The sequence below is a fragment of the Rhodococcus sp. WS1 genome, assembly GCF_003797745.1.
GTDB classification, from domain to species: domain Bacteria; phylum Actinomycetota; class Actinomycetes; order Mycobacteriales; family Mycobacteriaceae; genus Rhodococcus_F; species Rhodococcus_F erythropolis.
Genome location: NZ_RKLZ01000005.1, coordinates 137482 through 151452 on the forward strand (window position 1 = coordinate 137482; position 13971 = coordinate 151452).

Consider the following 13971-nt stretch of genomic DNA (forward strand, 5'->3'; position numbering starts at 1 on the left):
CTTTTTACGCCTAGGCTCGGCTCTGAGCACAGGCTCGGGCGGACTGCTCGGGCACCCTCGTGAGGTACGGGAGTCGTTGATGACCGATCACCACTATTCCGAAGACCAGCTCGCGCTCGACCTGAAGTGGTGGGCAGCGGCCAACTACCTGACCGTTGCGCAGATCTATCTGAAAGACAACACGCTTCTGCGGGAACCGTTGCGAGCCGAGCACATCAAGCCTCGACTGCTCGGGCACTGGGGGACCAGCCCCGGCCTGTCGATGATCTACACGCTCCTCAATCGGCACATCGTCACCACTGATGCTGACTGGCTGTACGTCACCGGCCCGGGGCACGGCGGCCCGGCGCTGGTCGCGTCGACGTATCTCGAGGGAACGTATTCGGAGATCTATCCGGAAGTCTCGGACGACGCCGAGGGTATCCACCGGATGTGTCGGCGATTCTCGGCTCCCGGCGGAGTGCCCAGCCATGTGAGTGTGCAGACACCCGGAAGCATCCACGAAGGAGGCGAGCTCGGCTACGCCCTTGCGCATGCGGCCGGCGCTGCCTTCGATCATCCGAACCTCGTGGTGGCCTGTGTGATCGGCGACGGCGAAGCGGAGACCGGGCCGTTGTCCGGCTCGTGGAAGCTCCCGGCGTTCTTGAATCCACGACGCGACGGCGCGGTGTTGCCGATCCTGCACGTGAACGGCGCCAAGATCGCGGGCCCGACCGTGTACGGGCGCAGCAGCGACGAAGACATTCAGGCCTACCTCGGCGGCCAGGGGTGGGCGCCGATCGTCGTCTCCGGTGACGACCCCGACGTCGTGTTTCCTCAGTTGTATCAAGCGATCTCGCAGGCACACGAGAAGATCCGCGAGATGCAGGGTGCCGCACGCCGCGGCGACGAGTGGACGGGTTCGTGGCCGGCAATCGTCTTGCGGACGCCGAAAGGATGGACCGGTCCACACACCGTCGACGGAATCTTGGTCGAGGGCACACATCGTGCGCACCAGGTGCCGTTGTCCGGCGTGCGAACCAACGAATCGCATCTGCGGCAACTCGAAGAGTGGATGCGGTCGTACCGTCCGGACGAGTTGTTCGACGCCAACGGATCACTGGCCGCGGAACTGGCGGCGCTCTCGCCGGCGGGGGACAAACGCATGGGGAGCACTCCCTACGCGAACGGTGGGCGACTTCGCGTCGATCTCCCGATGCCGCCGCTCGAAAAGTACGCGCTTCCCATCCAATCCCCGGGTTCGACCTTCCACGAGACGACACGAGTTCTCGGCGAGCTTCTGCGCGACATCTACGCCGCCACGGAAACCGAGGACAGCGGCGGGATCTTCCGACTCTTCTGTCCGGACGAGACGTCGAGCAATCGCCTCGGCGCCGTGTTCGAGACAACCGACCGCTGCTGGCAACTGCCGATCACCGACTACGACGACGGGCTGTCCGCGGACGGTCGTGTCATGGAGGTCCTCAGCGAGCACCTCTGCGAGGGGTGGCTCGAGGGTTATCTGTTGTCCGGTCGACACGGGATGTTCGCGAGCTACGAAGCATTTGCGATGGTGAGTGTGTCGATGCTCATCCAGCACGCCAAGTGGCTCCAACATGCCGTCGACCTGCCGTGGCGGGCGTCCGTCGCTTCGCTCAACGTGCTGCTGACCAGTACATGCTGGCGCAACGATCACAACGGATTCAGTCATCAGGGCCCCGGCATGATCGACGCCGTTATTCCCTTGGCACCCAGTGTGATCCGCGTGTGGCTGCCGCCGGATTCCAACACCTTGCTCTCGATCTCGGATCACTGCCTGCGTAGTACCGACCACGTCAACTTGATAGTCGTGGACAAGCAACCGCATCTGCAGTACCTCACGCTCGAGCAAGCGCACGAGCACTGTGCGGCGGGCGCTTCGGTCTGGGAATGGGCCGGAACCGAGGCTCGCGGACAGGAACCGGACGTGGTGCTGGCCGCTGCGGGAGATGTGCCGACGCAGGAGATCCTGGCTGCCGCGCAGTTGCTGCGCGATCACACACCCGAACTGATCACCCGCGTCGTCAACGTCGTCGATCTGATGGCCTTGCTGACGCCAACCGAGCATCCCCACGGATTCGGGGAGCGGGTCTTCCTCGATCTGTTCACCGCGCAGACCGACGTCGTGTTCGCATTCCACGGGTACTCGCGTGCGGTGCACGAACTGATTCACGGGCGTCCGAGTCCCGAGCGCTTCCACGTTCGCGGATTCAGTGAACAGGGAACAACCACAACACCGTTCGACATGGTTGTCCTCAACAAGATGAGCCGCTACCACCTGGTGATCGAGGCGCTACGACGCTCCAAGCGTCGGCCGGCCGGGGCTTCCGAGTTGGCGGAGTTCTGCCGGACACAGCTCGAAAAGCACTCGCGTTACATCGTCGAGCACCTCGAAGACATGCCGGAGGTAGAAAACTGGACCTGGTCCTGAAATTCAGGACCAGGCCCAGTTGGGTCTGAACATTCTCGGTTCAGTGCAGTGCAGTGCAGCTCAGTTCATGGGCAGCGGCACTGCGCCGCGAGCCGCCAACATGTCGGTCATCAGCTTGGACTCGCTCTGCTGCGTGTTGACCATGGTCTGTGCCAGGCTGCGCACCGGACCCTCGGTGGCGTCGGCAGCTGCGTACTCCATCATCGGAAGCCCACCTTCGTGGTGACGAAGCATCAACTGCAGGAACAAGGTGTCGAGTTGCAGGCCTTCCGCCGCGCGGAGAGCCGCGAGGTCCTCGGGGGACGCCATGCCGGGCATCGTGTCGACCGGGCCGGAATGAGCCATGTCCATCGTGGCCGAAGTCCCGTGCGATCCGTGGCCGGAGCCCGAATCCGACGACATCCACTCCATGTACGGACCCACCTTGGACAGCGGCTGATCCCACATGGTCAGCCACGCCTGCATCTGACCGAGCTGGTTCTGCTGCGTGGTCAAGATGTCGAACGCCAGCGTGCGTACGTCGTTGTCCGTGGACTTCGTCAGGGCGATGGACGCCATGTCCACGGCCTGGCTGTGGTGCACGCTCATGTCCTGAGCGAAGCCCACGTCCACCGAATCCGAGGCCGGAACGGTCAGTGACGACTTCGCATCGGGTCCGAGGAGGTTGGTCAGTGCGCCGAGGGCAAAACCGACGGCGATCGCGCCGATCAGACCGATGATCAGCAGCGCGGTGCGCTGACTCGGCTTCGAAGGCTGATCGGTGGTCTCTGAACTATTCACCGGACTATCCACCGGCGGGAATCTGCTCGTCGGTGGCCGGGGTAGCGCCCGTGCCGTCCATCTGGATGGCGTCGGCGCCCGGAGGCGTCGGATCGAACGGCGACGTCGACGGGGTGAACAGCGGGTTGGTGCAGCTCGCTCCGACCTCGGGGTAGACGTTCGGGTTCTGGTTCAACGCGGTGATGAACTGATCGATGCGATCGTCGTCGGCCTTGTCGATCTCGAGGCGATGGCCCCACGACTGCAGAGAAATGGGGCTGCTCTGACCGGGGTACGGCGACATCAGCATGTAGGACTTGCCGTTGACGCGTGCGGCGAGGCTGTCGATCTGGTCCTGGTCGACGAGATCGGGGTTGTACGTGATCCAGATGGCGCCGTGCTCGAGCGAGTGGACTGCGTTCTCGGTGCGAATCGGGTCGGCGTACACGGTTCCGGTGCAGTTCGCCCAGGTGGCGTCGTGCGGGCCACCGAACGGCGGAGTCTGGTCGTACGCCACGCGCTGAGTGGAATCGACGTGCTGGCCGGCCGGGTACTCGATCTTGAGGACGCCGTCGATCTTGTCGGACGGATCCTTGTTCTCGGAGCTGTACTTGTACGGCTCGAGGGCCTGCCGCTCCTCGACCTTGGGCCACAGATTGATACCGAGCACGGCGATGAGTGCGAGCACAGCCACACCGGCGCCGATCGACAGCCAGGGGATCTGGCGGGGAGCGGGGACGCCGCCCTTACCCTTCTTGGCCGGCCGACTGTTCTTGTTGGCGGCCTTGATGGCCTTGGCTGATTTGGCCCCGGAGTTCTTGTTGGGACCGCGACTATCGGAACCGCTTGGCATCGATTGGGCTCTTTCGGTGTGTGGGCTTGAGGTGTGGCGCGCCCGCGCATGAAGGTACGCGGTGGTAGCTCGGGCATTACCACTGTACTTTCCGAGTCTGAGGGCAAACTTTGAGAGTGGCGTGCGACACGCCACAGCGGCCCCGCGCACGTTCACGGAGAGCGAGGCGTGAGGCGAGTCTCCACTTCCGGTGTGCAGGCAATAGGATGAATACCTGTGACTCCAGCTGACCTTGCCGAACTGCTCCGCGGAACCGCAGCGAGCGTCCTTGCCGATCGTGGCCTCGACGTATCCGTGCTGCCCGAAACCCTTACCGTCGAGCGACCACGCAACCCCGAGCACGGCGATTACGCCACCAACATTGCCATGCAGGTAGCCAAGAAGGTCGGCACTAATCCCCGCGAGCTGGCGGGCTGGATCGCCGAAGCCCTCACCGCTGCCGACGGAATCGAATCCGCCGAGATCGCCGGACCCGGCTTCCTCAACATTCGGTTGGACAAGGACGCCCAGGGCGCGATCGTCGTGTCGGTTCTCGAAGCCGGTGCGTCGTACGGCTCGGGCGACTCTCTCGCCGGCAAGAAGATCAACCTCGAATTCGTCTCGGCCAACCCCACCGGACCGATTCACCTCGGTGGAACCCGTTGGGCTGCAGTCGGAGACGCGCTCGGACGCATTCTGTCCGCGCAGGGTGGATTGGTCACACGTGAGTACTACTTCAACGATCACGGTGCCCAGATCGACCGCTTCTCGCGTTCGCTGATCGCTGCAGCGAAAGGTGAACCTGCTCCGGAAGACGGTTACGCCGGTGCATACATCGCCGACATCGCCGCCTCGGTTCTGAAGCAGCGTCCCGACGTCATGGAGCTGCCCGCCGACGAGCAGCAGGAAACCTTCCGCGCCATCGGCGTCGAATTGATGTTCACGCACATCAAGCAGACCCTCCACGACTTCGGCGTCGACTTCGACGTCTACTTCCACGAGAACTCGCTCTTCGAATCCGGTGCGGTCGAGAAGGCCGTCGAATCCCTCAAGGGTTCGGGCAACCTCTTCCACGAAGACGGTGCGTGGTGGCTCAAGAGCACCGACTACGGCGACGACAAGGACCGCGTCGTCATCAAGAGCGACGGCAACGCCGCCTACATCGCCGGTGACATCGCCTACTTCCAGAACAAGCGCGCCCGCGGGTTCGACCTCTGCATCTACATGCTCGGTGCCGACCATCACGGATACATCGGCCGTCTCAAGGCTGCCGCGGCCGCATTCGGCGACGATCCGGACACCGTCGAGGTGCTGATCGGCCAGATGGTCAACCTCGTCAAGGACGGCACTGCCGTCAAGATGAGCAAGCGCGCAGGCACCGTCATCACCCTCGACGACCTGGTCGAGGCAATCGGCGTCGACGCCTCGCGTTACGTCATGATCCGCTCGTCGGTCGACTCGAGCATCGACATCGATCTCGACCTGTGGACCAAGACCAGCAGCGAGAACCCCGTCTACTACGTCCAGTACGCGCATGCACGCCTCTCGGCGATCGCTCGCAACGCCGCGGACCTCGGTCTGTCCGCCGACGCGAGCAACCTCGCCCTGCTCACCGTCGAGCAGGAGGGTGACCTCATCCGCACGATCGGCGAGTACCCACGCGTCGTGTCGAGCGCGGCGAATCTGCGTGAGCCGCACCGTATTGCCCGCTACCTCGAAGAACTCGCGGGTGCGTACCACCGCTTCTACGGCGCGTGCCGCATCCTTCCGCAAGGCGACGAAGACGCCACCGACGTGCACCGCGCGCGTCTGGCTCTCTGCGCCGCCACCCGACAGGTCCTGGCCAACGGCCTCGAACTGCTCGGCGTCACCGCACCGGAGCAAATGTGAACGCGCACCCCGCCGGCCCCAAGCATGCCGAGCAGTTGCAGGCCCCCGGCTTGCCCGACCGTCCTGCCAGCCCCGAAGCCTTCGGTGAACTCTCACCGCAGGTGTGGCCGCGCAACGCTTCTCGCGGCGACGACGGTGAAGTGACCCTCGCGGGTGTCAAGGTCGGTGAACTTGCCGAGAAGTACGGCACCCCGCTGTTCGTCATCGACGAGGACGACTTCCGCTCGCGTTGCCGCGACATGGCCCGCGCCTTCGGCCCGGATGCCAAGGTGCACTACGCATCCAAGGCATTCCTCTGTGGCGAGATCGCACGCTGGGTCGCCGACGAAGGCCTCTCGCTCGACGTCTGCTCCGGCGGTGAACTGGCGATCGCGTTGCACGCGGACTTCCCGGCCGAGCGAATTGCCATGCACGGCAACAACAAGTCAGTCGCCGAACTGGCCGCTGGTGTCGCCGCGGGCGTCGGGCATGTCGTGCTCGACTCGGCGATCGAGATCGACCGACTCGATCGTGTCGCCGGTGAGGCCGGTGTCGTTCAGGACGTGTTGATCCGACTGACCGTCGGCGTCGAAGCGCATACCCACGAATTCATCTCCACCGCACATGAGGACCAGAAGTTCGGTTTCTCGCTGGCCGGGGGAGCGGCGATCGACGCGGTCCGTCGCGTCTTCGCTGCTGACAACTTGCGACTGGTCGGCCTGCACAGCCACATCGGTTCGCAGATCTTCGACGTCGACGGTTTCGAGGTGGCAGCGCACCGCGTGATCGGTTTGCTCCGCGACGTCGTCACCGAGTTCGGAGTCGAGAAGACCAAGCAGATTTCGATCATCGACCTCGGCGGCGGCATGGGGATCTCGTACATCCCCTCCGACGACCCGCCGCCCGTCGACGAACTGGCAGCAAAGCTCGGCCACATCGTGCGCAACGAGTCCGCCCTGGCCGGATTGCCGGAGCCGACGCTTGCCGTCGAACCCGGCCGCGCCATCGCCGGACCTGGCACGGTGACGCTCTACGAGGTCGGCACCATCAAGGACGTCACGGTGGGTAGCTCGCTGACACGCCGCTACATCAGCGTCGACGGCGGGATGAGCGACAACATCCGCACGTCCCTCTACGGTGCGGAGTACGAAGCCAAGTTGGTTTCGCGAACTTCCGAGGCTGATCCCGTCGTTGCACGTATCGTCGGTAAGCACTGCGAGTCCGGTGACGTGGTCATTCGGGACACCTGGATGCCCGAGGACGTCGGGCCCGGTGATTTACTAGCGGTAGCAGCGACCGGTGCATACTGCTATTCGATGTCGAGCAGGTACAACCTGCTCACCCGCCCAGCCGTGGTGGCGGTGCGTGACGGAGTCTCACGCGTGATTCTGCGGAGGGAAACAGTGGAAGATCTGCTCAGCTTGGAGGTATCGCAGTGACGAGCGAATCGGCGCATCGCGCTATCGGTGTGGCCGTTCTCGGCCTCGGCAACGTCGGGAGCGAGGTCGTCCGGATCATTCGTGAGCAGGCCGAGGAACTCGAAGCTCGCGTCGGCGCCCCGTTGGAACTGCGGGGAGTTGCCGTCCGCCGTATCGGCTCGGACCGCGGAATTCCCGAGGAACTGCAGACGACGGACGCCGAGTCCCTGGTCGGTCGTGACGACGTCGACATCGTGGTCGAGGTGATCGGCGGAATCGAGCTCCCTCGCAAGCTGATTCTCTCTTCCCTCAACTCCGGTAAGTCGGTCGTGACCGCCAACAAGGCGCTGCTCGCGGACCACACCGGTGAATTGGCGGAGGCTGCAGAGGCCAACTCTGTCGACCTGTACTTCGAGGCCGCTGTTGCCGGTGCGATCCCCGTGATCCGCCCGCTCACACAGTCGTTGGCCGGAGACCGTGTCAACAAGGTCGCCGGAATCGTGAACGGCACCACCAACTTCATCCTCTCCGCGATGGACGAGACCGGCGCCGACTACGAGGAGACCCTCGCCGAAGCCGGACGCCTCGGATACGCGGAAGCCGACCCGACCGCGGACGTCGAAGGCTACGACGCCGCGGCGAAGGCTGCGATCCTCGCGTCGATCGCGTTCCACACCCGCGTCACTGCCGCGGACGTGTACCGCGAAGGAATCTCCACGATCACCTCCGCCGACCTGGCGTCGGCGAAGGCACTCGACTGCACGATCAAGTTGCTCTCGATCTGCGAGCGCATCGTCACGCCCAAGGGCAAGGAGCGGATTTCCGCTCGCGTGTACCCGGCGCTGGTTCCGCTCAGCCATCCGCTGGCCTCGGTCAACGGCGCGTTCAACGCCGTTGTCGTGGAAGCAGAGAACGCCGGCCGGCTCATGTTCTACGGCCAGGGCGCTGGCGGCGCCCCCACCGCTTCCGCGGTGATGGGTGACCTGGTGATGGCGGCGCGCAACAAGGTTCACGGCGGCCGCGGCCCCCGCGAGTCCAAGTACGCCAAGCTCAAGGTCGCCCCGATGGGCGACATCCTCACGCGCTACTACGTGAACATGGAGGTCGCGGACAAGGAAGGTGTGCTGTCCGCAGTCGCCGCCGAGTTCGCCAAGCACGGCGTGAGCATCTCCGTCGTCCGCCAGGAGGGCGCCGGCGCCGGCGCGCGTCTGGTGGTCGTCACTCATGTAGCAACCGACGCGGCTCTCTCCGAGACCGTGGCGGCCCTCAACGAACTCGAATTCGTCACCGCTGTGACCAGCGTGCTGCGACTGGAAGGCACTGAACAATGACCGGCATCGTCAACCCCGTCCACAAGGCATGGCCGGGTCTCATCGAGGCATACCGGGACCGTCTCGCGATCGGTGACAACTGGAAGACCGTCACCCTGCGCGAAGGCGGCACCCCGCTCCTGCCGGCCGGCCACCTCTCCGAGATCACCGGCTGCGACGTCTACCTCAAGGTCGAGGGTCTCAACCCCACCGGTTCCTTCAAGGACCGCGGCATGACGATGGCCGTCACCGACGCCTTGGCCCGTGGCCAGCGCGCAGTTCTGTGCGCGTCCACCGGCAACACCTCCGCCTCGGCCGCTGCGTATGCAGCCAAGGCAGGCATGACCTGCGCCGTGCTCATCCCGCAGGGCAAGATCGCCATGGGCAAGCTTGCGCAGGCAGTCATGCACGGCGCCAAGATCATTCAGGTCCAGGGCAACTTCGACGACTGCCTCGAGCTGGCACGCAAGACCACGGCGGAATTCCCCACCATCGGTCTGGTCAACTCCGTCAACCCGGTGCGTATCGAAGGTCAGAAGACCGCGGCATTCGAGATCATGGACGTGCTCGGCAAGGCTCCCGACGTGCACGCTCTCCCGGTCGGAAACGCAGGAAACATCACCGCGTACTGGCGCGGATACTCCGAGTACTACGCCGACGGTCTGACCACGGTCAAGCCCCGCATGCTCGGCGTCCAGGCAGCCGGTGCGGCTCCGCTGGTCAACGGCGCACCCGTCAAGGACCCCGAAACCATCGCTACCGCAATCCGAATCGGTTCCCCCGCTTCCTGGAACGGCGCTGTCGCCGCGAAGGAAGAGTCGAACGGTGCATTCCGTGCCGCCACCGACGAGAAGATCCTCGAGGCTTACCGTCTGATCGCCGCCACCGAGGGTGTCTTCGTCGAACCGGCGTCGGCAGCCAGTGTCGCCGGCCTGCTCGCCGCACGTGCAGAGGGCTGGCTCGAGCCGGGCCTGACCGTCGTGTGCACGGTGACCGGTAACGGTCTCAAGGATCCTGACACGGCTTTGAAGGGTATGCCGAACGTCGAGCCGATCGGTGTCGATCCCGTTGCCGTCGCGGCTGCCCTCGAGCTTGCATAGTGTCCGTGGATTCATCGACCACTCCGCGGAATCCGGTGTCTGACATGACTATAACCCTGCCTATCGGCCTTTCGGTGACTGCTCGCGTCCCGGCCTCGAGTGCAAACTTGGGGCCGGGGTTCGACACCCTCGGTCTGGCGTTGGGGTTGTACGACGAAATCGTGGTCACCACAACGGATTCGGGCCTTCAGATTCGCGTCGAAGGTGAAGGCGCTGCCGACGTACCTTGGGGTCCTTCGCATCTCGTGGTTCGCGCTATCGAACGCGGTCTCGAAGCGGCCGGGGTGTGGGCCAGTGGCCTGGACGTGTTGTGCCGCAACGCGATCCCGCACTCGCGCGGGTTGGGATCCTCGGCTTCTGCGGCTGTCGGCGGACTGGCAGCAGCCAACGGTCTTGCGCGCGCACTCGATGCCGAGATCGGCTTGACGGAAGAGCAGTTGGTTCAACTCTCGTCCGAGTTCGAAGGTCACCCGGACAATGCGTCTGCCAGTGTTCTCGGTGGCGCAGTCGTCTCGTGGAGTTGCCCACCGGCCGTCGAAGGCGACGAGCCGATCTACTCCGCGGCGAAACTCGATGTCCATCCCGACATCCGTGCTGTGGCACTGGTTCCCGAGGAGCGGTCGTCCACCGCACACACTCGTGGCCTCCTGCCCGAATTGGTTCCGCACCAGGATGCCTCGTTCAACGCGAGCCGCAGCGCGCTGGCTGTCGTTGCGCTCACTGCTCGGCCCGATCTGTTGATGGCAGCCACCGAGGATCGCCTGCATCAGGCGCAGCGCGCACCCGCACTTCCGCTCACGACGCGATGGATCGGGATCCTGCGCGAGGCGGGCATTGCCGCGACCGTTTCGGGAGCAGGCCCCACCGTGTTGGCGCTCAGCACAGAGCCTTTCCCCGTCGAGCTCGCCGAAGCGGCGCGGGCAGACGGACTACGTGTGCTCGAATTGGACATCGCCGACGGCGTCGAAGTATCCACGACGACGGTCTGATCCCTGCCTTGGTCCTGGTGATCGCCCACTACCGATCGGTAGTGAACTGACACACCCAGTCGTCCAAATTCTTGCCGGACTCAGGTTTGGACGCTATCCTGGGCTATGTCCGTACATCGTGCGCGTCAGTCGCCGGTGCATCACCAGGGGGCAAAACTCCTTCCCAATCGGGGTCCACAGTCCTTGGCATGATTCTCGCAGGCATGATCCTCACGCTTGTACCTTCTCCGAAGGTTTGAATCCTCCGCGGATCGAACACTCAGAGGTTCCATATCTCTGGGGTTCAACACACGGGGGAGTGAATCGTCGACGAAGGCGCGTTGGGCAGGTTTGCGAGCGCATGAAAAGTTTGAGGCGAGAGTTTCCGACAATCATGTGACGGCGGACAAGCCGGCAGTTCTGGACAGCAACCACGTACGGCACCACCGAGTTCGGTATTCAATCGAACTGCGGGACGAACCCTCGACTTTGCGCAGTGCGAGTGAGGGAAGGAAAGGACCTCCGTGACCGATACGGACCTCATCGCCACTTCTGCACCCGCCGGGTCGGAATCAGGCGACAATTCTCAGGCGTCATCTTCAGCATCGAACGGTGCGGTGGCGACCTCCACGAAGCGTGCCGAGACGCGCCGTGGTGCCGGACTCTCCGGCATGGTGCTCACCGAACTCCGCACTCTTGCGGGTGAACTGGGCATCAAAGGCACTTCCGGCATGCGCAAGGGCGACCTGATCGCAGCCATCAAGGAGCGCCAGGGCGGCAGCGCAAAGGCTGCACCCGCACAGAGCGAACTCACTCTCGACGACGCACCCGTTGCGCGCACTCGTGCCAAGAGCGCCCGCGCCGCACGCACCGAAACCCCCGCAGCCGAAACGGCTCCCGCGGCAGAATCCGCTCCTGCCGAGGCAGCGCCTGCGCGTACCGAATCCGCCGAGGATTCCGATCAGAGCGCACCCCGTCGTGGACGTCAGCGTCGCGGCGCCGCTCGTCGTGCAGGTTCACCCGACCAGGGTGAACTGAGCATCGAGCAGGACACTCCTTCGGCAAAGTCCGACGCGGACACCTCGAAGGCTGTCGATACCTCGAAGGTCACCGAGACCGCCAAGGCTGAGGCTCCGGTCGAGCGTCCTGCGCGCACCGAGGGCAAGTCCGACGCTGATCAGGCTCCCGCCGAGCAGGGCAACGAGCGTCCCCGCCGCGAGCGCAACCGGGACAATCAGGGCCAGCGAGATAACCAGGGCCAGCGCGAGAACCAGGGCAACCGGGGTAACCAGGATCGCCAGGATCGCCAGGACCGTCAGGATCGCGGCAATCAGAACAACGCCGGCCAGAACAACGCCGGTCCGCGTACGGACAACCGCAACAACGGACCGGACGACGACGAAGAGGGTGGACGCGGACGCCGCGGACGCCGTTTCCGCGAGCGCCGTGGCCGTGGTCGCGACCGCGGTGAGGGTGGCGCACCCAACGATTCGCGTGAGACCGAAATCCGCGAGGACGACGTCCTTCAGCCGGTCGCCGGCATCCTCGACGTGCTCGACAATTACGCCTTCGTGCGTACGTCCGGGTACCTCGCCGGTCCCAACGACGTCTACGTCTCCATGAACCTGATCCGCAAGAACGGCCTTCGCCGTGGCGACGCCATCACCGGTGCCGTCCGCGTCTCGCGTGACGGTGAGCAGGGCAGCCAGCGTCAGAAGTTCAACCCGCTGGTCCGCATCGACACGGTCAACGGCGGCGACGTCGAGGCCGCGAAGAAGCGCCCCGAGTTCAACAAGCTCACGCCGCTGTACCCGAACCAGCGTCTGCGCCTCGAGACCGAGCAGCACATTCTCACCACGCGTGTCATCGACCTGGTGATGCCCATCGGTAAGGGCCAGCGCGCCCTCATCGTGAGCCCGCCCAAGGCCGGTAAGACCAGCGTGTTGCAGGCGATCGCGAATGCCGTCGCCACCAACAATCCTGAGTGCTACCTGATGGTCATCCTCGTGGACGAGCGTCCCGAGGAAGTGACCGACATGCAGCGCAGCGTGAAGGGTGAGGTCATTTCCTCCACCTTCGACCGCCCGCCGGGAGATCACACCGCAGTTGCCGAGCTGGCAATCGAGCGTGCGAAGCGCCTGGTCGAGATGGGTAAGGACGTCGTCGTACTGCTCGACTCCATCACGCGTCTGGGTCGTGCGTACAACAACTCCTCGCCTGCGTCCGGACGCATCCTCTCCGGTGGTGTCGACTCGACGGCGCTCTATCCGCCGAAGCGTTTCCTCGGCGCTGCCCGCAACATCGAGAACGGCGGATCGCTCACCATCATCGCCACCGCGATGGTCGAGACCGGATCCACCGGCGACACCGTGATCTTCGAAGAGTTCAAGGGCACCGGCAACGCCGAGCTCAAGCTCGATCGCAAGATCGCCGAACGCCGCGTGTTCCCGGCCGTGGACGTCAACCCGTCCAGCACGCGTAAGGACGAGCTGCTCCTGAGCCCGGACGAAGCTGCGGTGCTGCACAAGCTCCGACGCGTCCTGTCCGGTCTGGACTCGCATCAGGCCATCGATCTGCTGATCGATCGACTGAAGAAGAGCAAGAACAACCTCGAGTTCCTGATGCAGGTCTCCAAGACCGCACCGGGTGCGATCGACGACTGATCGACTCGACGTAAAAAGGCCCACAACCAGCTGGTTGTGGGCCTTTTGCGTGGGCGGAACAAAACTGAGGGGCAGTGCGTTGACAACTTCGTACAGCCACCCCGAGGCGTGCGAGACGCGGATTATCTGGTGAGGTACCGCATCTGGCATACTGAACGGCCGAGTCCGGTTCCGGTTCACGATGTCGATTGGCGACGTCGACCCGGCGACCATTGAAAGGGACACCATGAAGGCAGGAATCCACCCAACCTACGTAGCGACCACCGTCGTCTGCGGTTGCGGTAACACGTTCGAGACCCACAGCACCAAGGAGTCCGGACGCATCAACGTCGAGGTTTGCTCGCAGTGCCACCCGTTCTACACGGGCAAGCAGAAGATTCTCGACACCGGTGGACGCGTCGCTCGCTTCGAGGCTCGCTACGGCAAGCGCGCAGACAGCAAGGTCCCGGCCACCGAGTCCTAGCTGTTCCGCCGACGCCCGATCTGCCATGCGCAGATCGGGCGTCGGCTTTTTTGTGCCTGCACTCGGTTTGCGCGTTTCCCGGGTCCCGGCGTCGAAATACCTTCAAGCGCGCACCGTAGGAATCGAAACTCAGAGCGGAG

The 13971-nt window shown here is 64.3% G+C and carries 10 protein-coding genes; 8 read left to right on the top strand and 2 right to left on the bottom strand.

All coding sequences use genetic code 11. The features are described from left to right. The first annotated feature begins 79 nt into the window (after positions 1-79). Positions 80-2449, top strand: a complete 2370-nt coding sequence (locus tag EEB12_RS30235; RefSeq protein WP_021344857.1) for a phosphoketolase — start codon at positions 80-82, stop codon at positions 2447-2449. Between the two features lie 60 nt (positions 2450-2509). Here the strand turns inward: EEB12_RS30235 and EEB12_RS30240 are convergent, their stop codons facing one another. Further along, a complete protein-coding gene (locus EEB12_RS30240) occupies positions 2510-3229 on the bottom strand; it encodes a DUF305 domain-containing protein (protein ID WP_019749185.1) in 720 nt (239 codons plus the stop codon). A gap of 4 nt (positions 3230-3233) precedes the next feature. After that, a complete protein-coding gene (locus tag EEB12_RS30245; RefSeq protein ID WP_020908297.1) occupies positions 3234-4061 on the bottom strand; it encodes a DUF3105 domain-containing protein in 828 nt (275 codons plus the stop codon). A gap of 216 nt (positions 4062-4277) precedes the next feature. Between EEB12_RS30245 and argS the strand changes: the two genes are divergently transcribed. From argS to rpmE, 7 genes are all read left to right on the top strand, one after another. Further along, positions 4278-5930, top strand: coding sequence for an arginine--tRNA ligase (argS, locus tag EEB12_RS30250; RefSeq protein ID WP_019749183.1), 1653 nt, complete (start codon positions 4278-4280; stop codon positions 5928-5930). After that, a complete protein-coding gene (lysA, locus tag EEB12_RS30255; protein ID WP_019749182.1) occupies positions 5927-7348 on the top strand; it encodes a diaminopimelate decarboxylase in 1422 nt (473 codons plus the stop codon). The genes argS and lysA overlap by 4 nt, the downstream gene beginning before the upstream one ends. Beyond that, the gene (locus EEB12_RS30260; protein WP_007726192.1) at positions 7345-8658 is read left to right on the top strand and encodes a homoserine dehydrogenase; all 1314 of its coding nucleotides are present in this window, start codon (positions 7345-7347) and stop codon (positions 8656-8658) included. The genes lysA and EEB12_RS30260 overlap by 4 nt, the downstream gene beginning before the upstream one ends. Further along, positions 8655-9737 carry a threonine synthase gene (gene thrC, locus EEB12_RS30265; protein ID WP_003941280.1) on the top strand — a complete coding sequence of 361 codons (1083 nt, stop codon included), beginning with the start codon at positions 8655-8657 and terminating at the stop codon, positions 9735-9737. Before EEB12_RS30260 ends, thrC begins: the two co-directional genes overlap by 4 nt. Positions 9738-9781: 44 nt before the next feature. Then, positions 9782-10726 (top strand): homoserine kinase, encoded by a 945-nt coding sequence (gene thrB, locus EEB12_RS30270; protein ID WP_007726194.1) that lies wholly within the window; start codon positions 9782-9784, stop codon positions 10724-10726. A 503-nt stretch (positions 10727-11229) separates the two neighbouring features. Next, positions 11230-13368 (top strand): transcription termination factor Rho, encoded by a 2139-nt coding sequence (rho, locus tag EEB12_RS30275; protein ID WP_047889191.1) that lies wholly within the window; start codon positions 11230-11232, stop codon positions 13366-13368. A 226-nt stretch (positions 13369-13594) separates the two neighbouring features. Beyond that, positions 13595-13831 (top strand): 50S ribosomal protein L31, encoded by a 237-nt coding sequence (gene rpmE, locus EEB12_RS30280; RefSeq protein ID WP_003941310.1) that lies wholly within the window; start codon positions 13595-13597, stop codon positions 13829-13831. The last annotated feature ends 140 nt before the right edge of the window (positions 13832-13971 follow it).

Coding starts and splice junctions, on each gene's coding strand:
- EEB12_RS30245 (WP_020908297.1), bottom strand. CDS start 4,061: ATGCCAAGCGGTTCCGATAGTCGCGGTCCCAACAAGAACTCCGGGGCC.
- rpmE (WP_003941310.1), top strand. CDS start 13,595: ATGAAGGCAGGAATCCACCCAACCTACGTAGCGACCACCGTCGTCTGC.
- thrB (WP_007726194.1), top strand. CDS start 9,782: ATGACTATAACCCTGCCTATCGGCCTTTCGGTGACTGCTCGCGTCCCG.
- thrC (WP_003941280.1), top strand. CDS start 8,655: ATGACCGGCATCGTCAACCCCGTCCACAAGGCATGGCCGGGTCTCATC.
- EEB12_RS30235 (WP_021344857.1), top strand. CDS start 80: ATGACCGATCACCACTATTCCGAAGACCAGCTCGCGCTCGACCTGAAG.